The sequence below is a fragment of the Corynebacterium sp. HMSC074C01 genome, from assembly GCF_001814605.1.
Taxonomy (GTDB): Bacteria; Actinomycetota; Actinomycetes; order Mycobacteriales; family Mycobacteriaceae; genus Corynebacterium.
This window is the reverse complement of the sequence record NZ_KV817272.1, coordinates 12,640-37,927: the sequence shown is the minus strand read 5'-3', so window position 1 is coordinate 37,927 and position 25,288 is coordinate 12,640. Positions and strand designations below refer to the sequence as shown.

Below are 25,288 nucleotides of genomic sequence, written 5' to 3'. Positions count from 1 at the left end.
CACAGCTTCCACAGGAAGCCGTGTCACACTTTAGCCGTCTTGTCCCCGTGAGAAAGGGTTTTATACGGGCGGGACGTCGCCGTTCATGATCACCTTTTGCTGGCCCTCATCCCAGCGGAAGCCGGCATGCGTTTCGCCGGTGCGGCCAGCGGTGGTTTCGCCCTCGCGCGGCCAGTGGTAGGTTACGGCGATTTCAGCGTCATTCACGCGCTCGATGGTGGGGAAGAAGCCATAAGGCTCGGCAGTTGCGGTGCCGAGGTATTCACCCTTGTGGAAGAGCATGATGTGGTGCGGCGAGGAGGCCGTAGCACCCTCGATGGCGATGATTAGCCAGCTCAAATCCGCGCAGGGTTCAAACTCTGAGGAAGAAGGCCGCCCCCAACCAAAGCCATTCCACGGCGCGATGGTGCCAATGCCTGATTGATAGGCCTCTTCAGCGTCAATGTCTTCGCAGGAGTCTGGTTCATTCGGGGCAGGTGCTTGGTTGCTCGTGGGCTCCGGACTTGCGGCCTCTTCCGTGGGGCTTTCGGCAGCAACGCTCGTCGGGCTGTTGCGGACCGCGCTAAACATCGGGGTGTCCGCCTCGCCCTGCTCCTCCTGGGAACAGGCGGCGAGCGGGAGGCACATGAGTGCAGCGCCCACAAGGGCAGAAGCAGACCGGAGCATGGGTGTTCCTTCCATAGAATGTGTGCCTCACCTCGAGGCACACGGCTGGTTTTATCTTAGCTAGGCGGAACGTCGCCGCTCATGAAGACTTTGTTCTGGGCTTCATCCCAGCGGAAGTTAGCCTTTGACGTACCCGTCGGTGCGGCATTGGCGTCGCCATCTTGTGGCCAGTGGTAGGTCACGGCGATCTCGGCGTCATTCACGCGCTCGACGTCGGGGAAGAAACCATAAGGCTCAGCAGTGGCGGTGCCAAGGTACTCGCCATAGTGGAAGAGCATGATGTGGTGCGGCGAGGAGGCCGTGGCTCCCTTGATGGAGATGGTCTGCCAGCTTAAGGCCGCGCAAGGATCGAAGTGGGAAGAATCAACCAGCGCCCACTCGTGGCCATGCCATTGAGGAACGTGGGCAACGTTGTCATCGAAAGCCGCCTGGGGGTTGCCGGCCTCGCAGACTACGGGGCTGGCCTGGGCTTCTTCAGGGGTGCTGCAGGCGATGAGCGGCATGCAGAGAAGTGCTGCTCCGGCGAAAACTCGTGGTGTGAACATTGTGTTCTCCTTTCTGAGGTCTCGGTGTGGTTCCGAACCCTACAAAGGCCGCAGAGACCCCGGCCAGAGCTACGGAGAGTATTCCTCGGGCCAGCGGGTAGTCTCGCAGACATGGAGAATCTGTCTGGTCGTACACTGTTCGTCGCCGCCGTGGATGCTGAAGCCACGCATGTTCCTGAAGGCTCGCCGCTGCTCATCACCGGTATTGGTACGGTTCCCGCCGCCATTGAACTCACTAATGTGCTGGCCTCGGCACAGCAACTGCCGGAGCGGGTTATCAACATCGGTACTGCGGGCGCGCTTCGCGACGATCTTTCAGGCGTCTTCGAGGTCTCCCACGTGCGCAAGCACGACTTCCACCTCGAGGTGCTCAGCGATGTTTCCCGTTATCTCCTCCCCGAGGTCATAGAGCTCGAGACCTCAGGAAAGCTGCCGACCGCCACGCTTGCCACGGGTGACGCCTTTATTTCGGATACCCCGACCCGCACGCGCCTTGCCCAGGATTCTGCGCTGTGCGATATGGAGGGCTACGCCATCGCGGCGGTATGCCGAAAGTTCGGTGTGCCGTGCACGCTGCTCAAGCAAGTTTCGGATACCGCGAACGAAGAATCCTACGGTTCGTGGGCGAAGGTGCTCGACCGCGCGGCGGAGGAACTGGCCGCCGCATTCGGCACGGTGTCCGCGGACTAGGGCCTGCATACGGAAACTGCCCGATCTGACAAACTTCTCCCCCGCCGCCGTAGGCGAGGGCCAATGGTTTTGTCAGATCGGGCAGTTGCGCGGCCGGAAGGGCTAGAGGCATCAAAGCTGGGCCGCGGCTGCGGGTTAGCGGGCGCCGCTGGCCTCCAGCTTCTCGTAGAGTTCCTTGACGTCCTCGTGGCCCTCTGATGTGGCTATCTTGATGTCCTCGGTATCGATTTCACCGGCGCGCAGGCTGGCCATCTCCTGGTGGTAGCGGAAGACCACGGCGATCGTGGCAGCAACGGGTACGGCCAGGAAGGCGCCGATGATGCCTGCCAAGGCGGAGCCGACCGTGACGGAGAGCAGCACCATGGCGGCGTGCAGGCCCATGGCCTTGGACTGCAGCATCGGCTGGAGCACGTTGCCCTCCACCTGCTGCACGATGATGATGAGCGCCAAGGCGAGCAAGGCCTTCGTCAGACCATCGGAGACCAGCGCGATGATGACGGCCAAAGCACCCGCAGTGACCGCGCCAATGACCGGGATGAAGCTGGCGAAGAAGGTCACCACGCCGATGACCAGCGCCAGCGGAACTTGGAGGGCCCAGAGGCCGAGGCCGATGAGGAGGCCGTCGACAGCCGCGACGGCTGCTTGTGCCTGAATGAAGCCGGACAAGGTATTCCATACGCGAGTCAGCAGCTCGGTGGCGTGCCAACCTGCGGAGTAGCCGGTATAGGTGCGCAGCCACGGCAGGAACTTATCGCCGTCCTTGAGGATGAAGAAGGCTACGAAGAGCATGATGGCGAGCGCCATGGCGATGGAGCTGGCCATCGATACGCCGGAAATCACCCCGGTGGCGATGTTGGAAGCTTGGCCCTTGATGAACGTCATGGCATCATCGAGGACTTCTTGGACCTTTGCCGCATCAATTTCGAAGGGCAGGTCCTTGGCCATATCGACGAGCTTGTTCAAGCCGCCCTCAGCTTGGCTGACCAAGGAAGCACCCTGAGAGGACACCACCGGGGCCATCGCCGCGAACACGCCGCCGATGATGGCCAAGAAGCCCAGCAGCGTGGTGATGGAGGCCAGTGCACGGGGGAATTTGTGCGCGCGCAACCAGTTGGTCACGGGGAAGAGCACCGTGCAGACCAGGATGGCCAGGATGACGGGCAGCAGGCCTACCCAGATGAACTTCAGCAGGTAGCCGGCCAAGCCGACGCCCGCTACCACGATGATGAAGACCAAGCACACCTTGGCTAAGGAAATGGCGTCGCGCCCGAGGACGCGGGACTTGTCATCGGTCTTCGACACCGGGAGGGCGGCTTCCTCATCGGAGGAGTCCGCCGCCTGCAGCTTATCTTCGTCGTGCGTAGTACTCATGCGCTCCATCTTCTCATATGAGCGCAGAAAACGAGCTATGCGCGGATGCTGCTTACCTGGCGGATGATGCCGAAGCGGTGCATCGTTACCGAGACTGCCTGCTCGAGGAGGAAGGGCAGAAGCTCGCGGCGGCCATCAGCCAGCACTGGCTGATCCAAGACCACGGAGTTGGATTCCACCGCCGCCTCAAAGACGCCCGGCTCGACAGAGCCCACTGCACGCACGCGGCCGGACTCTAGACGAGCGACCTCCCGGGCGAAGGCATCCACAGACACGCTGTCAACCTTAAAGCCCAGACCACGCAGCTCCGCGGCCTTTTCTGGGGCGGCGCTGAAGCGCACCGGGGAGTCGGTGCGGGTGGCGGCGAGGGCGAGACGGGAGACGTCGCGAAGCTCGGCATCGGAACCAATGCGTACCTGCAGCGGCGTGAGCACTGGGCGGTAGCGGAAGACGTTGGCCTCGCTGACCAGACCTGCGCGGTCGTGCTTGCGGCCGAACTCCTGCTGCCAAGCCAACTCGTCGAGCTCTGCTGCGCGCCACAGCCAAGCGGTATCCTCCTCCGAGAAGCCCAGCTCGCCGAAGGCACGCAGCTGGGCCGCCACCGGCTGGGAGATATCCACGTCGAAGGGGCGCAGCGGCCCCTCGGACCAGGTGCCGAACTGGGCCACGTAGTTCGGGCCACCGGCCTTGGCGCCCGGGCCCATGACGGACTGCTTCCAGCCGCCGAAGGACTGCCGCTGCACAATCGCGCCGGTAATGCCGCGGTTGACGTAGGCGTTGCCCACCTCGACGCGCTCGAGCCAGTAATCGATCTCATCGTTATCCAGCGTGTGGATGCCGCCGGTCAGGCCATAACCGGTGGAGTTCTGCCACTCGATGGCCTCCTCCAGGGTCTCCGCGTGCATGATGCCCAGCACCGGGCCGAAGCACTCGTTGACGTGGAACCAGGAGCCCGGGCGCACGTTATCGCGGATACCCGGGGACCACAGGGTGCCTTCCTCGTTGAGCTTCTCCGGCTTCACCAGCCACTTTTCACCCGGCTCCAGCTGGGTGAGGCCACGCAGCAGCTTCTCGCCCGGGGCCTCGGCTAGGCCATTCATCGTCGTGGTGATGTCGTAGCCGGGGCCGGTGATGAGGGTCTTGACGGCGTCGACAAGCTGCGAGCGCAGGCGCTGCGATTCGCCAGCCGCGCCGACGAAGATGACCAGGGAGGATGCGGAGCACTTCTGGCCGGAGTGGCCGAAGGCGGAGAGGTAGAGGTCCTGGATGGCCAGATCCGGGTCCGCGGACGGGGTGATGATGAGCGCGTTCTTGCCGGAGGTCTCCGCCATGATGTTGAGCTCCGGCTTCCAGGAACGGAAGAGCTTGCCGGTATCGGAAGCACCCGTGAGGATGACGGCATCGACATCGTCGTGGGAGATGAGCGCGCGGCCGGCGTCACCCTCGTCGGTGAAGACGAGCTGGACCAGATCCGGGTCGAGGCCCTGAGCCTCGAGGCCGGCGCGGAAGGCCTCCACGACGAGCTTCGCGCAGTGCACGACCTGCGGCGCTGGCTTGATGATGACGGCCGAACCCGCAGCGAGTGCTGCCGCGATGCCGCCGGTGGGGATGGCCACCGGGAAGTTCCACGGCGGGGTCACCACGGTCACGCGGTGGGGCGTGAACTCGGCGGCGTAGCTCTCCAGCAGGCGCGCGGACTGTGCGTAGTAGGTGCAGAAGTCGATGGCCTCGGAGATTTCCGGGTCGGTCTGCGTGACAGTCTTGTTGGCCTCGTAGGCGGCCACGGAGATGAACTCGCCGCGGCGGTTGGCCAGCTCATCGGCCACGGCCTCGAGGGCGCGGGCGCGGTCCTCGGCAGGGCGCGCGCCCCACTCGGCGCCGAGCTCGGCGGCGCGGGCCACGTGATTGTCGACGACCCCCGCATCCGTCACCTCCTCCACGCCATGCTCACCCGGGTCGGTGGCCAGGGCCTTAAGCGCCCATTCGCGGTTGGCTTCCAGGGCCGGGTCGGTGTCCGGCTCGTTGGCGAAGCGCCCTGTGCGCGGTGCCTGGCGGCCGGCAGCCTGCTCGGCCTCCTCCAGGCGGTTTTGGGTGCGGCGCGGGCCGGCGAAGGTATCCCAGCGCTGCTCGACGGCCTCCCGGAAGACCTCCTCCTGGTCCTTCAGTGCCTTCTCCTCTGGGGCGAAGAGGGCGTAAAGGAAGTTCTGTGGTGCGGAGTTTTCCTCCAAGCGGCGCACCAGGTAGGAGACCGCGACATCGAAGTCCTCCATGTGCACCACTGGGGTGTAGAGGATCTGGCGGCCCTCGAAGGCATCGCGGACCGCGGCCTGCTGGGCCGGGGACATGCCCTGGAGCATTTCGGAATCCATCATGCGCATGACACCGCGCTTGGTGCCCAGCTTGTAGGCAAAAGCCGCGGTGTAGAGGTTGTGGGTGGCCACGCCGATGCGCACGCAGTCGGCGAACTCGGGGCGCAGGATGTAGTCGAGCAGGCGGTAGTAGTTGGCGTCCACCTCATCCTTGGTGGCATAAGGTGCTGCCGGCCAGCCGTGGATTTCACCCTGGACGTGCTCCATCGAGAGGTTTGCGCCCTTGACGGTGCGAATCTTGATGTGGGATCCGCCCTCGGCCACGCGCTGCTTGGCAAATTCTGCCAGGTGCGCCAAGGCGTCGAAGGTATCCGGCAGGTAAGCCTGCAGGACGATGCCAGCCTCGAGGTTGGTGAACTCCGGCTCGCTGAGCAGCTCGGTGAACAGGCGCACTGTGAGGTGGAGGTCGTGGTATTCCTCCATGTCCAGGTTGATGAAGACCTTGTCCGGGCGGCGCGCGGCGGCCTCGTAGAGCGGGCGCAGGCGCTCCTTGAGGCGGACCAGGGAACCCTCGATATCCCACGGGTTGAGCTGGGCCACCATGGAGGAGGCCTTGACGGACACGTAGGTCACGCGCGGGTTATTGATGAGCTTGAGGGTGCGTTCGGCGCGGGAGCGCGCTTCGTCGTCGCCCAGCACGGCCTCGCCGAGGAGGTTGAGGTTGAGCTGCTCGCCGGACTCGGCGGCCTTGTCCAAGGTCTTGTTTAGGGCATCGCTCTCGGCGTCGATCACCAGGTGGCCGACCATCTGGCGCATGCGCATGCGGGCCAGCGGCATGACCAGGTTCGGCAGGATAGGCCCGAAGAAACCGCCCAGGCCCACCAGCGATCCGTTGATGAGGCCGAGGAAGGAAGCGTCATAGGTGGTGGTGACGGACTTCAGCGCGTGGGCGGCTACCTTGTCATCTTCGGGGCGCATGACGCGGTCCACGAAGTCCATGGTGAAGGCTACTCCGTCCGGGTTGCGCAATAAGTCAGCGAGCTGTTCTGTGGCCGGGTCCTGCTCGTCGGCGGTGGAGGCGAGCCAGGAGTGGGCTTGGGCCGCGGCGGCGTCGATCAGCGCAGCGTCGATGTCGGTGGATTCGGGCACGGGGGTGTGAGCGTTTGTCATTGGGATTCCTTCTGTGTTGGTGGTGGGTAGGTCAGGTGGCTAAGCCGGGTGGACCGGCGGTCGGTCGCCAGCACGACGGGTGCGCAGCACAGGAGAAATCATCGAATCCGTGTCCCTTTTCTCAATGGGTACTTCAGGCGCGACGGCGAGGGCCTGAATGATGTGTCGCGTCGAATGTGCGGACAGTATATGAAATCCTTATCACTCATTCCAGCGTGGGGGCAGTTAGGTCACGTTCGGCTAGCCCCGTTTCCTGAGAGCTATGATTTGCATGACATTTCCGCTTGGCATAGCCCCGTTGAGCTGGGGAAATGGAGGGGCGAAAAAGAAAGTTGAGTCGGGCGGGAACAACTTTGGCGTTGGTGCCGTTGTGTAGGTTGAGCGACCAGCACTCAGGTTTGAATGACTTTGGGTGTCGCTTCTGTTAGAGTCGCTGACTGGACGCGGCAGAAGTTGAGTCGCGCATTATCAACTTAAGAACAAACCCCAACAAGCAAGGAGAAAAGATCATGGGACGCGCAGTAGGAATTGACCTCGGTACCACCAACTCGGTCGTATCCGTACTGGAAGGTGGCGAGGCCACCGTTATCGCTAACTCCGAGGGTTCCCGCACCACCCCGTCTGTCGTGGCTTTCGCTAAGAACGGCGAAATCCTCGTCGGTCAGTCCGCGAAGAACCAGGCGGTCACCAACGTTGACCGCACCATCCGCTCCGTCAAGCGCCACATCGGCACCGACTGGACCATCGATATCGATGACAAGAAGTACACCCCGCAGGAGATTTCGGCCCGCACGCTCATGAAGCTGAAGCGCGACGCCGAGGCTTACCTGGGTGAGGACGTTACCGACGCCGTTATTACCGTCCCGGCTTACTTCGAGGACTCCCAGCGTCAGGCCACCAAGGAGGCCGGCCAGATTGCAGGCCTCAACGTCCTGCGTATCGTGAACGAGCCGACTGCCGCTGCACTGGCCTACGGCTTGGAGAAGGGCGAGCAGGAGCAGACCATCCTGGTCTTCGACCTCGGTGGCGGTACCTTCGACGTCTCCCTGCTGGAGATTGGTGATGGCGTGGTTGAGGTTATGGCCACCGCTGGTGATAACGCACTGGGTGGCGATGACTGGGATCAGCGCATTGTCGACTGGCTCGTGGATAAGTTCAAGGCTTCCCAGGGCGTCGACCTGACCAAGGATAAGCGCGCTGTCCAGCGCCTGCGTGAGGCTGCTGAGAAGGCCAAGATTGAGCTGTCCTCCTCCCAGTCCGCCAACATCAACCTGCCGTACATCACGGTGGACTCCGAGAAGAACCCGCTCTTCCTGGATGAGACCCTGTCCCGCACCGAGTTCCAGAAGATCACCCAGGACCTGCTGGACCGCACCAAGACCCCGTTCAACCAGGTCATCAAGGATGCTGGCCTGTCCCTGTCCGAGGTTGACCACGTGGTTCTCGTCGGCGGCTCTACCCGTATGCCGGCCGTGTCCGACCTGGTCAAGGAAATGACCGGCAAGGACCCGAACAAGGGCGTTAACCCGGATGAGGTCGTGGCAGTCGGCGCTGCTCTGCAGGCAGGCGTGCTGCGCGGTGAGGTCAAGGACGTGCTGCTTCTCGACGTCACCCCGCTCTCCCTCGGCATCGAAACCAAGGGTGGCGTGATGACCAAGCTCATCGAGCGCAACACCACCATCCCGACCAAGAAGTCGGAGACCTTCACTACGGCTGATGACAACCAGCCTTCCGTGCAGATTCAGGTCTACCAGGGTGAGCGTGAGATGGCTTCCGCCAACAAGCTGCTCGGTTCCTTCGAGCTCGGCGGCATTGCTCCGGCACCGCGCGGTGTACCGCAGATTGAGGTCACCTTCGACATCGACGCCAACGGCATCGTCTCCGTCTCCGCTAAGGACAAGGCCACCGGCAAGGAGAACACCATCAAGATTCAGGATGGTTCCGGCCTGTCCCAGGAAGAGATCGACCGCATGGTCAAGGACGCCGAGGCACACGCCGAAGAGGACAAGAAGCGCCGTGAGGAGCAGGAGACCCGCAACCAGGCGGAATCCACCTCCTACCAGACCCGTAAGTTCATGGATGAGAACGCCGACAAGCTGCCGGAGGACCTCAAGACCCGCGTGACCGAGGCTGCTGATGCTGTCGATGAGGCCCTCAAGGGCGATGACATCGAGGCGATTAAGTCGGCCGTCGAGAAGCTCAGCACCGAGTCCCAGGAGCTGGGCAAGGCTCTGTACGAGGCGCAGGCTGCTGAGGCAGGCGCCGAGGGCGCTGCTGCTGGCGAGACCGCTGGTGACCCGAACGTCGTCGACGCCGAGGTTGTCGACGAGGACGACGAGAACAAGGAGAAGTAAACCATGACCTCCCCTCAGGACCCGGGCAACCCGGCCAACACCGACCCTGAGGCAACCTCCGCTGAGGCTGCGGAGGCTGCCGCCGCTGAGGCTGCTTCTGCCGACGGCGTCGTGGATGACGCCACCGCGGGCACCGCTGAGGCAGAGGCTGCGGTTGAGGATGCCGCTCGCGACATCGCTGATGAGAACGCCAGTGCTGAGAACTCCCTGGAGGCTCAGCTGGCTGAGCGCACCGAGGACCTGCAGCGTCTCAACGCGGAGTACACCAATTACCGCCGTCGCACCGAGCGTGACCGTCAGGCCGTGATCGAGACCACCAAGGCCAAGGTCCTGGCAGATTTCCTGCCTATCCTTGATGACCTGGAGCTCGCGCGCCAGCACGGTGACCTCAACGAGGGGCCGCTCAAGGCCATCGCAGACAAGCTCACGGGCGTGCTGACTAATAACCAGCTGGCCCCGTTCGGCGCCGAGGGCGACGCCTTCGACCCCGAGGTGCACGAAGCAGTCCAGGACCTCTCGACTGGTGACGAGCAGGTCGTCGGCACGGTCCTGCGCCGTGGCTACACGGTGGGCGAGCGCGTCGTGCGCACCGCCATGGTGATTATCGCCGACCCCGCCGAGTCAGCCGATACCGCTGACAGTCCGGATAGCTCGGATAGCGCAGAATAGGTATCGCAGGTGGCGTCAGGGTTCAGTGTTCCTTGGCGCCACGCTTCTTTTCATTACTTAATTAGCATTTTTACTTAGCAAAAAATCTTAAACCCTAACCATTTATCGACTCTCCTGAAAGGAGGAGATGCCCAGTGAACGCTAAGCCAGAATGGGCAGACAAGGATTATTACGCGGATCTGGGGGTCTCCTCGTCCGCAACCGCCGAAGAGATTAAGCAGGCTTATCGCAAGCTGGCCCGCAAGAACCACCCCGACGCCAACCCGGATAACCCCGCGGCGGCGGAAAAATTCAAGCAGGTGGCGGAGGCCTATGATGTGCTCTCTGATAAAGCTACCCGCAAGGACTATGACCAGTTCAAGGCCATGATGCGCGGTGGCGGCTTTGGACGGAGAGGAGGCGCCGGGTTTCCCGGCGGGTTTCGATCCACGCACATGGGTGGACCGGGTGCGCAAGAATTCGACCTCTCCGACATCTTCGGAGGATCCGCTCGAGGAGCGTCTCAAGGCGGCGGTCTTGGGGATATCTTCGGTGGCGTTTTCAACCGCGGCGGTGGTGCTGGCCACACAGCTCGGCCGTCGCGGGGGGCCGACGTCGAAACGCAAATAACCCTCGACTTCCGCGAGGCAGCGAAGGGAACGACCATTCCTTTGCAGCTCAGTGGCGAAGCTCCCTGCACTACGTGCCACGGCTCCGGCTCGAAGAGCGGGAAGCTGACGACGTGCTCGACGTGCGATGGCACCGGGTTCACCTCTGAGCAGCGCGGTACCTTCGGTTTCTCGGCGCCGTGCACGGACTGCGATGGCACCGGCCAGCGCGCCGAGGATCCGTGCCCGGATTGCTCTGGGTCCGGAACGGTGCACCGCACCCGCTCCATCACGGTGCGTATCCCCGCTGGAGTGATCGATGGTCAGAAGGTGCGCCTTGCCGGGCAAGGCGAAGCCGGCCCGAACGGCACGCCGTCCGGTGACCTCTTCGTGGCGGTCACGGTAAAGCCCGACAAGGTATTCACCCGGGAAGGCGATGATCTGCACGTGACCGTCCCGGTCTCCTTCGCGGAGCTGGCCTTAGGGGACACCATTACGGTGCCGACCCTCGATTCGCCCGTGCGCGTGAAGGTACCGGCGGGCACCCCCGATGGCCGCACGTTGCGCGTGAAGGGCCGCGGTGTGGCCAAGCGCGGCGGCAAGGCCGGTGACCTCATGGTGACCGTGCAAGTTACGGTGCCCTCTACGCTGGATGCGGCGGCCTCCTCGGCGCTGCGCAGTTACGCCCAGGCGGAGAAGGACTCCGGCTTTGATCCGCGTGCCGGCTGGGCCGGTAACACGGTAGCGCGCTAAAGGAGGTGCGAGATGAGCAAGGACAGAACAAACCGAAGTGATGCGGCGCAGCCCAAGGCGATGTATGTCATCTCCGTGGCCGCGGAACTGTCCGGCATGCATGCTCAAACTCTGCGCACGTATGACCGGATGGGGCTGGTTTCCCCAGCCCGTACCTCCGGCGGTGGCCGCCGTTATTCGGAGAGCGATATTGAGCTCTTGCGCAAGATTCAGACGCTCTCGCAGGATGATGGCGTGAACCTGGCTGGCATTAAGTCCATCATCGAGCTGACTGCGGAGCGCGACCGCCTCGCCGCCGAGCGCGATGAATTGCAGGCAGAAGTTGAGCGCCTGCGCAGCCAGGCCCGCCCTTCCCGCGGCGAGCTGGTCCACGTACCGCGCTCGACCTCCGTGGTGATGTGGACACCTCGCCGCAACCGGCGCCGCGACAGCTAGGCGCTTTCCCCCCCTCCTCTATGGAGGGGGGTTCTGCTGTTTTGGCCATCTACAGCCTGCTTGGCTGAAGTCTTCATGCTCTTTGCTTAACAAGTGTCATTGTTGCCAAAGTTCGTGCTCAAAATTGCTCTGGACCGTGAAACTTTGGCAACGAGGGCAGTTAGGGCAGTAGGTTCGGGAGCCTTTGGGTAACAACCCCAAAAGCTTTCTTCTTTGAAAACGTGAGTTTGGCAAAACTGATCGCTACACTCGCATTCAATGTTGTGTTGCCCATCACTTTCCTGAAGATTTGTGTGGGCGGCCGCCGTGAGGAAACTGAACCCACTAGAAAGGCAGTAGGCACATGACTCTGTATGCAAACCCCGGAACCCCTGATGCCATCGTCAACTTCCGTGAGCGCTACGACAACTACATCGGCGGCGAGTGGGTTCCGCCGGTTGATGGCGAATACATGGACAACATCACCCCGGTGACCGGTGAGGTCTTCTGCCAGGTGGCCCGCGGCAAGGAAGCCGACATCAATCTGGCCATCGACGCTGCTGAGAAAGCCTTCGAGACCTTCGGCAAGACCACCCCGGCCGAGCGTGCGCTCCTGCTGCATCGCATCGCGGACCGCATTGAGGAGAACCTGGAAAAGATCGCCGTCGCGGAAACCTGGGAGAACGGCAAGGCCGTACGCGAGACCCTCGCCGCTGATATCCCGCTGGCCGTAGATCACTTCCGCTATTTCGCCGGCGCCATCCGCGCCCAGGAGGGCCGCCTTTCCCAGATTGACCAGGACACCGTGGCTTATCACTTCCATGAGCCGCTGGGAGTGGTGGGCCAGATCATTCCGTGGAACTTCCCGCTATTGATGGCGTCGTGGAAGATTGCGCCGGCGCTGGCCGCCGGCAACACCATCGTGATGAAGCCGGCCGAGCAGACCCCGGCATCGATCCTGCTGCTCATTGAGATCATCGAGGACCTCCTTCCCAAGGGCGTGCTCAACATCGTCAACGGTGTTGGTGAGGAAGCGGGCGTGGCGTTGTCTGCCTCGGATCGCATCGCCAAGATTGCCTTCACTGGCTCCACCCCGGTGGGCAAGATCATCAACAAGGCCGCTGCGGACAAGGTCATTCCTGTCACGCTGGAGCTCGGTGGCAAGTCGCCGTCCATCTTCTTCGCGGACATCATGGACAAGGACGATGCCTACCTGGAGAAGTGCGTCGAAGGCTTCGTTATGTTCGCGCTCAACCAGGGTGAGGTCTGCACCTGCCCGTCGCGCGCGCTCATCCATGAGGACATTGCGGACAAGTTCCTGGAGCTGGCCGTGGAGCGCGTGAAGAAGATCAAGATCGGCCACCCGCTCGATACCGAAACGATGATGGGCGCGCAGGCTTCCCAGGAGCAGATGGACAAGATCGCCGAATACCTTGAGATCGGCCCGAAGGAAGGTGCGGAGACCCTCATCGGTGGCCACGTGAACAAGGTGGAGGGCCTGGAGAACGGCTACTACATTGAACCGACCGTCTTCCGCGGCACCAATGACATGCGTATCTTCCGCGAGGAAATCTTCGGCCCAGTACTCTCCGTGGCTACGTTCAAGGACTTCGAGGAAGCCATCCAGATTGCTAATGACACCAACTTCGGCCTGGGCGCCGGCGTGTGGTCGCGCCACCAGAACACCTGCTACCGCGCCGGGCGCGAAATCCAGGCCGGCCGCGTGTGGGTCAACCACTACCACGTGTATCCCGCTCACAGCGCCTTCGGTGGTTACAAGGAGTCCGGCATTGGCCGCGAGAACCACCTCATGATGCTCGCTCACTACCAGGAGACGAAGAACATGCTGGTGTCCTACTCTGAGGAGCAGGCTGGTCTGTTCTAATACCTGCTGGCTATGACCCCCAGACCCCGCAGAAATGCGGGGTCTTTCCAATAGGAGCCATGATCCCCCGGCAGGCCGCTCGTGCCGGGCACGGCCGTTGCGCCGAAGGTCGGGGAGGAGGGATCGGGGCCGTGGATTCCGCCGTGCGGGCCGGTGGCAATCGCGATGGGGTCCTCGGTATTCCGCGCACTCCACACTCGGCCGTGCAGCTGCGAGGCGCTAGCCACGGAAGCGCCCGGGCTGCCGATGAGCACAACGTCATCTGCAACATAGTCCTGCTGTGCTGCCTTGCCCACCACCACGGAGCCATAGGAGTAACCCAGAAGGATGTGCTGCGCGTGAGGAAAGCGCTGCCGCAAAGCGCGCTGGAAGCGGCCCAGCTCAGTAGCACCGCGGCGCGCTGGGTCCTCGTGTGCAGCGCGGGGCAGCGAGGTCGGGGCGGCATATCCAATCCACGCCACCGTGGGGCCATTGGTGGCGCGCGCGATGGCGCGGGCGCGCTCCACGGCGGTGGGCCAGCTCGCTGCATCAGAAGAACCTACTCCGCCCACAAACGTGCTCACCTGCGCGGCCTGAGTGCCGATACCTTCGGGGTCCACGAGCGCCACCAATCGCCCGGGGCTGGCCTCCAGCACGGTGATATCCGGGTTGGCCGCGGCGAGGGAGCGAACTTCCTCGCTAGCCATGGTCAGTTGGATCTGGTGCAGCTCAGTGAGAGACAGGTCGCTGAAATCCTCCAAGCGGCTCGGCGGCTGTGCCATCTCTGGAGTGCACAAGGCGTTTAGTTGGCGGGCGCAGGCCCAATCGAGGACGTCGGCCAACGCATCTAATTGCCCAAGCGCCACGCTGGTGGGCTCAGCAAATGCAGGGGTCGCAGCGAGCTGCAGGGCGCGTGCGCGCAGCTGTTCAATCCTCTCCTGCAGCGGCGCATAGAGGCTCAGGATCCGCGCGGCCAGGCGCATCTGCTGCGCGGGTTCTAACAGCGTGTCGGTGGCGCGCTGCAATGCCCGCCGCGCAGCATCGGAGGCTGTACCGGAAAGCGCTAGGCCTGACCAATGATGGCGCGAGTCAGCGATATAAAGCTCAAGCTCAGAAGCGGAACCTTTCATCCGTTCGGCCTCCGCGCGCAGTTCTGCCGCCGCACTCATTTGCTTCCTGCCAGACGTGTGGAAAGCTCGGAATCAAGATCCTGGGTCACACCCACGAAGCTCTCAAGCTCTTCTAAACGCGCCCGCCGAGACTGTTCGCTGGCGCTCCGCGCATCCTCCCACCGCGCGCCGAGGAGAGCTAGCGCGTGGGCCGTGCGAGGAGGCTCTAGCAAGGAAGGAGAGGCGGTGGGGGAGGCATGGCCGAAGAGGTCGCGGATCTGCTCGCGAGCAGCACTGTCAATGTCGAGGTGGTTCATAGCATCGAGAGTGCGCCAACTGTCCTCTTGTCGTAAAGGGCAGCCGCCGCGAATCCACGAAATCTGTGGATAACTAGTCCGGGCTCGTCTACCGTGGGCCGCATGAAGGTAGCAGCAGTTCAATTGACCAGTACCGGAAACGTCGAGGGCAACCTCGCCGCAGCCCTCGACAAGATCCGGGAAGCCGCAGACAACGGCGCGCAGCTCATCGTCCTGCCGGAAGCTACCACCCAGAGCTTCGATTCCGGGCGCCTCGATACACACGCAGAAGGTCTCGACGGCCCCACTGCCACCGCCGTGCGCGCGCTGGCAGAAGAACTCGGCGTGTATGTGGTGTTGGGAATGTTTGCCCCAGCAGATACCGTCCAGCGTGGGGAGAAGACCATTAACCGTGTGGCCAACGTCGCGCTCATTGCTGGGCCCGGCGTTCTCGGCGGCTACGAAAAAATCCACACCTACGACGCCTTCAAGTACAAGGAATCCGATACCGTCCGCCCGGGTGAGTCACTCGTTGCCTTCGATGCCGGTGACCTCACCGTGGGTGTCGCCACCTGCTACGACATCCGCTTCCCTGAGCAATTCAAGGAGCTTGCCCGCCAGGGCGCTCACCTCATTGTCGTGCCCACCAGCTGGGCCGATGGCCCGGGCAAGCTGGAGCAGTGGCGCCTGCTGAGCGCTGCGCGCGCGCTTGATTCCACGAGCTATATTCTGGCCGCAGGCCAGGCACGCCCCGGCGGCGAGGCTAAAGCAGGGGAGGCCTCCGGGCCCACGGGCATCGGGCACTCCGTCCTCGTGGCTCCGGATGGCACGCGCCTGGCCGAAGCTGGTTATGAGCCGGAAATCCTCTACGGCGAGGTGGACCCAGGCACCGTGGCGAAGGTCCGTGAATCCCTCCCCGTTCTGGACGCCTAAGCTCCGTCTGCGCGCCTAGGCGCTTAGGCCCATTGGGACTTCTTCCACGCCGCCCAGGCTTCCCAGTCATCGCCCCAGCCGTCGAGTTCGGCGGCGGAGGCCGCCCACTCGTGGCCACGCTGCCAGCTATCCGTGGTGATAGCTTCCTCCGCGACGCCACCTGCGAGCAAGGCCGCGCGCGCTAGTTCTACGCGGTCGGCCGGACCGATGAGTACAAAGCGGCGGTCCGTCCCTTCAGCGAGCACCGGTTCCATCAGCTCCTTGGCCACCACGGGCTTAAACCCGTGGGCAGCCGGCTGCGCACCCAGCAGCCAAGGGTCCTGGCCCTCCCTCACGATGTGGTGCAGCTTCAGCTTCGGAAGCAAAGCCTGCAGGTTGGCTTGAAATTCCGTGTCATAGTGCTCGCCCGGCGAAGGGGCTACGGCATAGACCTGGAGACCAGAGGGGAGGGTGTTCTCCAGGGCGTCGAGAAGCAGCGCCCGGGCGCCCGCCCACCCGGTGCCGAAGGAGATCAGTGTGGTCTCGGAATCGAGCTGTGGCAGCTCACCGGCGGGCATGCCCAGCGTCCACCAATCTCCCGGCTGCGCCTTGGCCAGCATGGAGGAGGCCTCACCGGCCAGCGCGAGGTGGAAAATGAGTTGCCCGGAATCATCAGCAGGCGCAGCCGGCGTCAGCGGACGCCAGGTTCCCGGCGTGAGCTGCGAAGTCACCGGCACGTGCTGACCCGCGCGATAGTCCAGCGCCGTACCGGATTCCAGCCGGACCACAGCGGTGTTCCGGTTGGGCTTCTCCACCGCCACCACCTGGGCGCTGTGAGCCGGGGGAAGACCGGCGATATCCGCCTCCTCGGCGGCGTTGCGCATGATGGAACACACGTGGGAAATAGTGCGCGTGGCGACATCGTACTGATACTGGGTGAGTCCTAGCACCTCCAACCCGTGCACCAGCGATGCCTCAAATTTCGGATAGACCTCGGGAGGGAAACCGTGGCGGCGATGATCACGTCCCATCTGGGCTAGGCGCTTGGCGACGTCCCCCCGAACCTCACCGTCCTCCACATTTTCCAGCACCCACGCGAGTGCCGGGGCCATGGAGGGGTGCGTGTCTTTCATCGACAGAGCAAAGACTTGGCGGGATTCGGCCACGGTGGCGAAAAAGTGCCCGTGTACTGCGTCGCGATAGTCTTCCGCGTGCTTGCGTAGGTGCTCACCCAGTTCCCTCATGCTCGCCCATCCTAGCGCCTGGGGGTAGTGCCACATCACCCTCGGGTTATATGCCAGGGGTGGCAAAGTGGGGAGGGAGTTGTAGTGTAATCTACGGTTCATTTCCCGAAAGTGGGTGAGTCTCGTCTCAAGGATGCCGCGATGCGCGGCATGGAAGGAAGATCTCGCATGGAAGATTTCTCTGCGTACACAATCATGACCGACGTGGGCTGGATTTCCTTGCTCATGGTTATCGGCAACGTTTTGCGCCACCAGATCAAGTTCGTATTCCAGGACTTGCTGCTGCCCGCCCCCATCACCGCCGGTCTGCTCGGCTTGCTCTTGGGGCCCAATGTCTTGGGGTGGATCGGTTTTTCCGACAACCTCGGCGATTACACTTCGCTGCTCATCGCCGTGGTCTTTGCCTCCATGGCCTTCTCCATGGAGATGGGCGGCAACATGGGCAAGGGCGCTCGCAACATGTGGGGCTATTCCACCATGATGTTTACCGGCCAGTGGGGCTTGTTCATCATCCTTGGACTCTTGCTGTTTAAGCCCACTTTTGACACGCCTGACTGGTTCGGCATGATGCTGCCCGTCGGCTTTACCGGTGGTTTCGGTACCGCCGCGGCCGTCGGCGGTGCCCTGGAGGGCGTGGGCGCTGAGGCGGCCTCCTCGCTGGGCTTTACCTCCGCTACCGTGGGCACCTTGGCCGCCATCGTCGGCGGCATCATTGCGGGTAACTGGGGCATCCGCAAGGGCAAGGTTTCGCACGTTCCGAAGCAGCTCCCAGAGGAGCTGCGCCGCGGCTACATCTCGCGCCTGGAGGATCGCCCCTCGCTGGGCCGCGCGACGACGAACCCTTCCGCGATCGAGCCCATCACCCTCCACGTTGGCTTCATCGCCCTGACCGTGATGACCGCCTATGGCATTAACAAGGGCATCGCCTCCATTTGGGAGAACGTCTCCATCCCGCTGTTTGCCATGTCCATGGTCGTGGGCCTGCTCTTCCGCGCCGTGATGAACATGGTGGGTGCTAAGGACTACCTGGATAAGGACACGGTGAGCTCGGTCTCCGGTGCGGCGACTGACTACCTCATTGCCTTTGGCGTGGCGGCCATCGTGCCGGCAGCCGTCGCAGCCTACTGGCAGGCTCTGCTGCTGCTCTTCGTTCTGGGCACCATCTACTGCATCTTCTTCCTGATGTGGTTCCCCGCCGAGTTCTTCGGTGAGCGCTGGATTGAGCGCGGCATCTTCGGTTGGGGCTGGGCCACGGCCACCGTGGCTACCGGCATTGCGATCCTCAAGATCGTGGACCCCAAGCTCAAGTCCGGCACGCTGTCGGAGTACGGCATGGCCTACATCGGCTTCGGTCCCTTCGAGATTTCCTGGACCATCATCGCGCCGCTGTCCGTTATGTACGGCTTCACCGCTGGCTTTGGCTGGATCTCCCTGGGCATCGCGGTGGTCATCTACCTCGTGTTCAAATTCACCGGAATGATGCCGCCGCGCGGCACCATCTTCAAGGAAGGCATTGGGCACGTCGGCTCAGAGAAGTAGACGCTGACCATCTCTCGCGCAACCTCCAGGCAGTGTGGCCTGGGGGTTTTCTTCATTCTCGGCGTGATGCGCATTACGGAGACAGTGTTCACTGATTACATTGCTGTTTAGCGGAGAATGGGGATAAAATTCAGGAAGTTGTTAGCGTGGTGCTCTCTCATTCTTTCTTTTTCTTCCACTAGGAGAGCGCAAACTTAGGAAGCCGTATGCATTTTCTTTATGAAGACTCACCTCGTGAGGTTGTACTCGAGTCTGCGCTTCATATCGGAGCTGCGGAGGGAGATGAGGCCATCTCCGTCGAATCCGTGGCCAAGCTGGCGGAGCTTAGTCCTGCTCAGGTGCTTGCGGAGTTTCCTGACCGCGAGGCCATCGTGCGGGCGATCCCCGAATATGTGACTGACCGCAAGGTCAAGTTTCTTGAGGAAACGCTCGATGCGGCCCCAGGCTACGCCGATCTTTTTACCAAACTGACAACTTTTACTGAGGCCTATTACGAGTATGCCGAGCGTGAGCCGGAGCTGTTCCGCTACCTCTTTGAAAAGAAGGCCTATGTCTTCGAGGACGAATGGCAGGCTCTCTTACAGGGTAATTTGTCCTATAACCGGACCTTGGACCTGATCTATGAAACCATCGCGCTCATCGTGACGGAGGAAAAAATCCAGGTTGGAAGCGATGTGTGTTTTGAATCGGTGGCAAAGCTCAGCGTTGCTACCTTGGCCACTGTTCATGGCATGGCGCATCTCAGTGTTCTCGGCGTACTGCGGCACCAACACTCGGTGGTGCGGCGCTTCAATCTCCGCGAGGTATGCAAGGCGCTCATCGGAACCCTGTTTAAGGCTGCGGAATCTTTGGAGATGCCGGATCTGCGCAGCCCGATGCAGGAGTATCGCGAACTGCTCGCTGGGTTTGTTCCGGACCGTGACATCTCCCTGGATATCTCCGCGATTGAGGACCTGCAGGAGCTTTCCGCAGAGCGCGCACGCATGGCCGTGATGGAACGTGCCATCCAGCTGGCTGCACGCGAGGGCCTGCAGTCCGTAACCATTGAGAACGTGGCCGAGTATTTCGACGTCTCCGATGTCTTCATTGCCTCGCTGGTGGACAATGACTTCGTGCTGCGTGAATCCGTGGAGCAGGAAACCGACTGTGAGCTTGAAGCCCGCAGCCTCTACCTCTTGGAGCAGCTGCCGGAGGATGCATCGGCCGTCGACAAGCTCCTGTGCGTAGCGGTGGCCTATTTTGACTACGCGGTGACGTACCCCGAACGCTATAGTGCCTGCATCGCCGCTGCCTCTGGGTCCGTGGTGCCGCTGAGTGCGGATGGCGAGGAACAGACCAAGATGGGTGTGTCCTTCGCGTTGTTGATGCGTTTTGCCCGCGAAGCGCTGCGGGAGGCCGGGTACGAACCGGAGGATCGCCTGGTTTATGTCAAGAACTTCACCCTATGGGCCGGTGCTGACGGCATGTGCCACCTGGCTTCTATGGGTGAGTTCCGTGGTATCGACCTCGAGGAAAAGTGGTCCATCTATTACCTCGTGACGGGCGTGGTCCTAGCAACCTTTGCCTACGATCTTCCCGGCAAGCATCCGCAGACTGTTTAGCCCGTTTAATCGTAGATAAACTAGATAAACACCGGCTCTTCCGTTCTGCTGAATCCAGCAGGCGGAGGGGCCGGTTTTCTTGTGTCCACGGCGTGACACAATCAGCGGAAAAGGGAAACTTGAGTGTATATCGATCAACCTGGCGTAGGCGCGGAAATTTAAAAAAGTTCTAGTTGAGTGGAACAGACTCAAGTTCTGTAGCGTTATAGACAGTGAAGCTTCCTTCCCTGCTGTAGCCGCAGGGAGGTTTGGATAAACAGTAGAAACGGAGAAACACAATAATGAGTTCTTTTAACCCCACCACTAAAACCCAGGAGGCCCTGCAGCAAGCACTGCAGACGGCTTCCGCCAACGGTAACCCGGACATCCGCCCGGCGCACCTCTTAGCAGCCATCCTCGAGCAGAAGGATGGCATTGCCGCCCCGGTGCTCAAGGCCACCGGTGTGGATCCGGAGACGGTGCTCAAGGAGGCGCGCCAGCTTATCGACGCCCTCCCGAAGGCCGAGGGCGCCAACATGGCGAACCCGAACTTTAACCGCGACGCCCTCAACGTCCTCACCCGCGCCCAGGAGCTGGCCGGTGAGCTCGGTGATGAGTACGTCTCCACCGAGGTGCTGCTCGCCGCTATTGCGGGCTCCAAGTCGGATGCCGCCGAGCTGCTGACCTCCCGGGGGGCCACCTATGACGCGCTCAAGGGCGCTTTCCCTTCCGTGCGCGGCGCGGCCAAGGTGACCTCGGAGAATCCCGAGGAACAGTTCCAGGCTTTGGAGAAGTACGCCACGGACCTCACCGCTCGCGCCCGCGAGGGCAAGATTGACCCGGTCATCGGCCGTGATCAGGAGATCCGCCGCGTGGTCCAGGTTCTTAGCCGCCGCACGAAGAATAACCCGGTGCTCATCGGTGAGCCCGGCGTGGGTAAGCCCGCCATCGTGGAGGGCCTGGCCCGCCGCATCGTGGCCGGTGACGTACCGGAATCCCTCAAGGGCAAGACGCTGCTGAGTCTGGATCTCGGCTCCATGGTCGCCGGCGCGAAGTATCGCGGCGAGTTTGAGGAGCGCCTCAAGGCCGTCCTCGATGAGATTAAGGCTTCCGATGGGCAGATCATCACCTTCATCGATGAGCTGCACACTATCGTCGGCGCCGGTGCCACCGGTGAGGGCTCTATGGATGCCGGCAACATGATTAAGCCCATGCTGGCCCGCGGTGAGCTCCGCTTGGTGGGTGCCACGACCCTCGACGAGTACCGCAAGTACATCGAGAAGGATGCCGCTCTGGAGCGCCGCTTCCAGCAGGTCTACGCCGCCGAGCCTTCCGTGGAGGACACCATCGGTATCCTTCGCGGCCTCAAGGAGCGCTACGAGGTGCACCATGGCGTGCGCATTCAGGACTCAGCCCTGGTCTCTGCCGCGGAGCTCTCGCACCGCTACATCACCAACCGCTTCCTGCCGGATAAGGCCATCGACTTGGTCGATGAGGCCGGCTCTCGCCTGCGCATGGAGATTGACTCCTCCCCGCAGGAGATCGATGAGCTGGAGCGCATCGTGCGCCGCCTCGAGATTGAGGAGCTGGCTCTGAAGAAGGAATCGGACGCCGCCTCGAAGGACCGCCTGACTGCCCTTCAACAGGAGCTGGCGGATGAGCGCGAGAAGCTCGGTGAGCTCAAGGCCCGCTGGGCCAATGAGAAGAAGGCCATCGATGACGTGCAGACCATCAAGGAACAGCTGGAGGATCTGCGCCGTCAGGCAGAGATTGCGGAGCGCGATGGTGACCTAGCACTGGCCTCCGAGATCAACTACGGCAAGATGCCGCCGCTGGAGAAGGACCTGGCCGCCGCCGAGGAGAAGGCCCAGCAGCAGCACAACACCATGCTCACCGAGGAGGTCACCCCGGATACCATCGCGGAGGTTGTCTCCGCCTGGACCGGCATCCCGGCCGGCAAGATGCTGCAGGGAGAGACCGAGAAGCTGCTCAACATGGAGTCCGTGTTGGGTGAGCGCGTGGTGGGCCAGAAGGAGGCCGTCACCGCGGTGTCCGACGCCGTTCGTCGCGCCCGTGCCGGTGTGGCTGATCCCAACCGCCCGACCGGTTCCTTCCTCTTCCTCGGCCCCACGGGCGTGGGTAAGACGGAGCTGGCGAAGGCTCTGGCGGACTTCCTCTTCGATGATGAATCCGCGATGGTTCGCATCGACATGTCCGAGTTCGGTGAGAAGCACTCCGTCGCTCGCCTCGTCGGTGCCCCTCCGGGATACGTGGGCTACGACGCCGGCGGCCAGCTCACGGAGGCTGTGCGTCGCCGCCCCTATACGCTGGTGCTTTTCGACGAAGTCGAGAAGGCCCACCCGGACGTCTTCGACGTGCTGCTCCAGGTGCTCGATGAAGGCCGCCTGACCGATGGCCAGGGCCGTACCGTGGACTTCCGCAACACGGTCATCATCCTGACCTCGAACCTGGGTGCCGGCGGCACCAAGGAAGAGGTCATGGAGGCAGTCAAGCGCAGCTTCAAGCCGGAGTTCATCAACCGTCTCGATGATGTCGTGATGTTTGAGCCGCTGACCTCGGATCTGCTCTCGGGCATCGTGGATATCCAGCTCAAGGGCTTGGCCGAGCGCCTGTCCGGCCGCCGCCTGACGCTGCAGGTCTCCGACGCCGCCAAGCTGTGGCTGGCCGAGCGCGGCTATGACCCGGCCTACGGTGCCCGCCCGTTGCGCCGCCTGATCCAGCAGGCCATCGGTGACCAGCTAGCCAAGAAGCTGCTGGCCGGTGACATCGTGGACGGCGATACCGTGCACGTTGACGTCGCCGACGGTGGCGCGCACCTCGAGCTAGCTGCCCGCACCGCCTAAACCGCTTCAATCGTTGAGCGCCAATGGCGCTCACCGGTCGCCAGCACCCACTCATGCCCCTATCATCTAGGGGCATGAGCATTTTGATCTCCCCTCACGAGTTGAGTGAGAAGATTTACCGCGGTGACAAGACAACCATCCTCGCTTCCCTCTGGGCACCAGGGGAAGGCGAGGCCTTCAACCAGTTTTCCTCCCTGCACATTCCGACCGCCCAGTACGCGGACGCCGCCTCCGCCTTCGTGGGTCTACCCGGCTCCAAGGTGGGCCGCAACCCCCTTCCGCAGACGGAGAAGGTCCAAGAGTGGATCGATCACTGGGGCTTGCACGCGAACAGCGAGGTCGTGGTCTACGACGAAGGCCGCGGCCTCTTCGCCGGCCGTGCGTGGTGGACACTGCGCTGGGCCGGCATCCGCAACGTCCGCATTCTCGATGGCGGTCTGTCCAATTGGCGCGCCCAGTCGCTGCCCACGCTCACCGGCCCCGGCAACTTGGGCATGCCCTCGGACTTTAAAGTGACGACGGGGTCAATGCCCACGGTCACCATCGATGAGGTCAAGGAGCATCAGGGCCTGCTTCTCGACGTTCGCACGCGCAACCGCTTCGCCGGCCGCCGCGAGAACCTCGACTTGAAGGCCGGCCACATCCCAGGCGCGGTTAACCTGCCGGAGCGCCTCTTCCACACGGAGGACATCACCGTGTGGAAGTCCAAGGAGGAGATCCTGGAGATCCTTGACAACCACGGCGTGACCAAGGAGAACGTGGACGGCGCCATCATCTACTCTGGCTCCGGCAACCACTCCGCGCTCACCATCGCCGTGCTGGAGTACGTCGGCTTTACCGGCTTGCGCCACTTCGTGGGTGGCTGGTCGCAGTGGTCAGCCAACCCGAAGAACCCGGTGGAACGCGGCGACCGCGAGCACGTTTAGCACCCGCACCCGCCGCCCAGTTGTGCGCGCCCAAACCTGTGCGTGACCAGCGCGTCAGCGCGGATCGGGCGCGCCGGGCGATTAGAGTCGATCAGTGATGCCTTTCGTACTCTTATCCCTCGCCGCCGTCGCGCTCGTGGCTGGTCTCATCGTGCTCTGGCTGGACCAGCGCCAGCGTGCCGCTCTCTCTGCCGGCGACCGCGCTGACAACGCCGCTGCCGATACGGCTGACAACGCGGCTGCCGATACGGCTGACAACGCGGCAGTCGACGCCAAGCCGGTTGCCTCCACCCCGGAGCCCGAGCTCACCGCAGAGCCGGAACCCGTTGCCGAGCACAACGTCGAACCTTTCGACGAACCCGTTGCTGAGCCCAACGAGCCCGAGGAGCCTGAAGAACCCGAGGAACTCACCGCAGAGCCGAACGAACTCACCGAACCGCAGGCTGCGGCGCGCAGCTTCGCGGAGCGTGCAGAGCGCGCCAAGTACTTCGTGCCGGGCAGCGCCCGCCGCGAGCGCAAGGCCTTTGGCCAGCAGCGCGGCTGGGAGTACGCCAAGCATGATTCTTACCTGGCTGATGAGTGGAGCCGCGGCGCGGCCGCCCGTGGCCAGGAGCCCCGGGACATTGTGGCCGGAAACTTCCGCAGCCACGAGACCCTTCTTTTCGATATAGGCACGATCCCGGTCATGGCCATGCGCACCGGCGCGGCCTCCGACATCGTGGTGGATTTCCGCCGGGCAGGGGAGACAGTGGACAACTCGTCCGAGGATCTCGTGTACGTGCGTGAGGAGGAAGGATTTGAGGCCTTCGCCTCCGATGCCGGCGTGGGCCAGCGTCTTATCGATCCCCGCGTCAGTGCGGCGCTACACCGCCTACCCGCCGCCGTGACCGCCGTGTGGATGGAAGGGGAGTGGGTGCTTGCCCAAACCACCAAGCACGCCCGCAGCGCGGAGTGGGAAGAGTTGCTGGAACCGCTAGCCCTGCTGGCTGATGCCGCCCGTGTCCTTCCGCCGCGCTCTGAGGCAACGCAGGTCCTGCGCGTCGATGAACTCGACCCGAGCCGCGACATCCCGCAGCCCCCGCAGCCCGAACCTACCGGGCCTACTGCAGTCCCGGACCGCGATGATTCTCTCGACGCACCCACCATCCAGCGCCCCACCGAACCGGTTGTCATGCCGAGCCGCAGCACCAGCGAGGCGCGCGGCACCATTGACCACTCCAGCCTGGGCGCGGATGAAGTGGATGCGATTGCCGATGGCCACGAACGCCCCACCCACGAAAACAATCAGGCCCGCTTGCCGCGCCGCTTCGACGGCGGCTCGTCCATCTTCGACTAACAGCAACTCCCAACAACCCTCGATGTGCCAGCAACCCTGGATGTGGCGGCCGCCCGCGCGGAAGAGGGTAAACTACAGGGCGGATTTTCA

At 62.9% G+C, this 25,288-nt stretch carries 19 protein-coding genes; 12 read left to right on the top strand and 7 right to left on the bottom strand.

Annotated features, from left to right (window positions below; translation table 11 throughout):
- Positions 1-60: 60 nt before the first annotated feature.
- Together HMPREF2978_RS03945 and HMPREF2978_RS03940 are read right to left on the bottom strand one after the other, a co-directional pair.
- Positions 61-666 carry an LppP/LprE family lipoprotein gene (locus tag HMPREF2978_RS03945; protein ID WP_070525818.1) on the bottom strand — a complete coding sequence of 202 codons (606 nt, stop codon included), beginning with the start codon at positions 664-666 and terminating at the stop codon, positions 61-63.
- A 56-nt stretch (positions 667-722) separates the two neighbouring features.
- Positions 723-1,211 (bottom strand): LppP/LprE family lipoprotein, encoded by a 489-nt coding sequence (locus HMPREF2978_RS03940; RefSeq protein WP_070744175.1) that lies wholly within the window; start codon positions 1,209-1,211, stop codon positions 723-725.
- Positions 1,212-1,322: 111 nt separating this feature from the next.
- Here HMPREF2978_RS03940 and HMPREF2978_RS03935 point away from each other — a divergent pair, with 111 nt between their 5' ends.
- Positions 1,323-1,901 carry a nucleosidase gene (locus HMPREF2978_RS03935; RefSeq protein ID WP_070744174.1) on the top strand — a complete coding sequence of 193 codons (579 nt, stop codon included), beginning with the start codon at positions 1,323-1,325 and terminating at the stop codon, positions 1,899-1,901.
- Between the two features lie 135 nt (positions 1,902-2,036).
- Here the strand turns inward: HMPREF2978_RS03935 and HMPREF2978_RS03930 are convergent, their stop codons facing one another.
- Complete coding sequence (locus tag HMPREF2978_RS03930; RefSeq protein ID WP_070525814.1) at positions 2,037-3,272, bottom strand: AI-2E family transporter; 1,236 nt, start codon at positions 3,270-3,272, stop codon at positions 2,037-2,039.
- Positions 3,273-3,307: 35 nt separating this feature from the next.
- Positions 3,308-6,751, bottom strand: a complete 3,444-nt coding sequence (locus HMPREF2978_RS03925) for a bifunctional proline dehydrogenase/L-glutamate gamma-semialdehyde dehydrogenase (protein ID WP_070744172.1) — start codon at positions 6,749-6,751, stop codon at positions 3,308-3,310.
- Between the two features lie 509 nt (positions 6,752-7,260).
- On the opposite strand from HMPREF2978_RS03925, the gene dnaK reads away from it, so the two are divergent.
- The 5 genes from dnaK to HMPREF2978_RS03900 all read left to right on the top strand — a co-directional run bounded on the left by dnaK (position 7,261) and on the right by HMPREF2978_RS03900 (position 13,413).
- Positions 7,261-9,105, top strand: coding sequence for a molecular chaperone DnaK (dnaK, locus tag HMPREF2978_RS03920; protein ID WP_070744170.1), 1,845 nt, complete (start codon positions 7,261-7,263; stop codon positions 9,103-9,105).
- A gap of 3 nt (positions 9,106-9,108) precedes the next feature.
- Positions 9,109-9,774: a nucleotide exchange factor GrpE gene (gene grpE, locus HMPREF2978_RS03915; protein ID WP_070744169.1), complete on the top strand. Its 666-nt coding sequence runs from the start codon at positions 9,109-9,111 to the stop codon at positions 9,772-9,774.
- 134 nt (positions 9,775-9,908) lie between these two features.
- Complete coding sequence (dnaJ, locus tag HMPREF2978_RS03910) at positions 9,909-11,114, top strand: molecular chaperone DnaJ (protein WP_070744167.1); 1,206 nt, start codon at positions 9,909-9,911, stop codon at positions 11,112-11,114.
- Between the two features lie 12 nt (positions 11,115-11,126).
- Positions 11,127-11,549 carry a heat shock protein transcriptional repressor HspR gene (locus tag HMPREF2978_RS03905; protein ID WP_070744165.1) on the top strand — a complete coding sequence of 141 codons (423 nt, stop codon included), beginning with the start codon at positions 11,127-11,129 and terminating at the stop codon, positions 11,547-11,549.
- Between the two features lie 343 nt (positions 11,550-11,892).
- Positions 11,893-13,413 (top strand): acetaldehyde dehydrogenase ExaC, encoded by a 1,521-nt coding sequence (locus HMPREF2978_RS03900; protein ID WP_070744163.1) that lies wholly within the window; start codon positions 11,893-11,895, stop codon positions 13,411-13,413.
- Here the strand turns inward: HMPREF2978_RS03900 and HMPREF2978_RS03895 are convergent.
- Together HMPREF2978_RS03895 and HMPREF2978_RS03890 are read right to left on the bottom strand one after the other, a co-directional pair.
- Positions 13,410-14,561: an alpha/beta hydrolase gene (locus HMPREF2978_RS03895; protein WP_070525798.1), complete on the bottom strand. Its 1,152-nt coding sequence runs from the start codon at positions 14,559-14,561 to the stop codon at positions 13,410-13,412. The genes HMPREF2978_RS03900 and HMPREF2978_RS03895 overlap by 4 nt on opposite strands.
- Entirely contained in the window at positions 14,558-14,818 is a 261-nt protein-coding gene (locus tag HMPREF2978_RS03890) for a hypothetical protein (RefSeq protein ID WP_070525796.1), read from the bottom strand. Before HMPREF2978_RS03890 ends, HMPREF2978_RS03895 begins: the two co-directional genes overlap by 4 nt.
- 102 nt (positions 14,819-14,920) lie before the next feature.
- Between HMPREF2978_RS03890 and HMPREF2978_RS03885 the strand changes: the two genes are divergently transcribed.
- Positions 14,921-15,730, top strand: a complete 810-nt coding sequence (locus HMPREF2978_RS03885; protein WP_070744160.1) for a carbon-nitrogen hydrolase family protein — start codon at positions 14,921-14,923, stop codon at positions 15,728-15,730.
- A gap of 23 nt (positions 15,731-15,753) precedes the next feature.
- Here the strand turns inward: HMPREF2978_RS03885 and HMPREF2978_RS03880 are convergent, their stop codons facing one another.
- Positions 15,754-16,953, bottom strand: coding sequence for an FAD-binding oxidoreductase (locus HMPREF2978_RS03880; RefSeq protein ID WP_070744158.1), 1,200 nt, complete (start codon positions 16,951-16,953; stop codon positions 15,754-15,756).
- Positions 16,954-17,121: 168 nt separating this feature from the next.
- Here HMPREF2978_RS03880 and HMPREF2978_RS03875 point away from each other — a divergent pair, with 168 nt between their 5' ends.
- From HMPREF2978_RS03875 to HMPREF2978_RS03855, 5 genes are all read left to right on the top strand, one after another.
- The gene (locus tag HMPREF2978_RS03875; protein ID WP_070525792.1) at positions 17,122-18,492 is read left to right on the top strand and encodes a sodium/glutamate symporter; all 1,371 of its coding nucleotides are present in this window, start codon (positions 17,122-17,124) and stop codon (positions 18,490-18,492) included.
- Between the two features lie 206 nt (positions 18,493-18,698).
- A complete protein-coding gene (locus HMPREF2978_RS03870) occupies positions 18,699-20,093 on the top strand; it encodes a TetR/AcrR family transcriptional regulator (protein WP_070744156.1) in 1,395 nt (464 codons plus the stop codon).
- A 281-nt stretch (positions 20,094-20,374) separates the two neighbouring features.
- Positions 20,375-22,936 carry an ATP-dependent chaperone ClpB gene (gene clpB / locus HMPREF2978_RS03865; protein WP_070744153.1) on the top strand — a complete coding sequence of 854 codons (2,562 nt, stop codon included), beginning with the start codon at positions 20,375-20,377 and terminating at the stop codon, positions 22,934-22,936.
- Positions 22,937-23,010: 74 nt separating this feature from the next.
- Entirely contained in the window at positions 23,011-23,862 is an 852-nt protein-coding gene (locus tag HMPREF2978_RS03860; protein ID WP_070744151.1) for a sulfurtransferase, read from the top strand.
- 97 nt (positions 23,863-23,959) lie between these two features.
- Positions 23,960-25,198: a type III secretion system chaperone family protein gene (locus HMPREF2978_RS03855; protein ID WP_070744148.1), complete on the top strand. Its 1,239-nt coding sequence runs from the start codon at positions 23,960-23,962 to the stop codon at positions 25,196-25,198.
- Positions 25,199-25,288 lie beyond the last annotated feature (90 nt).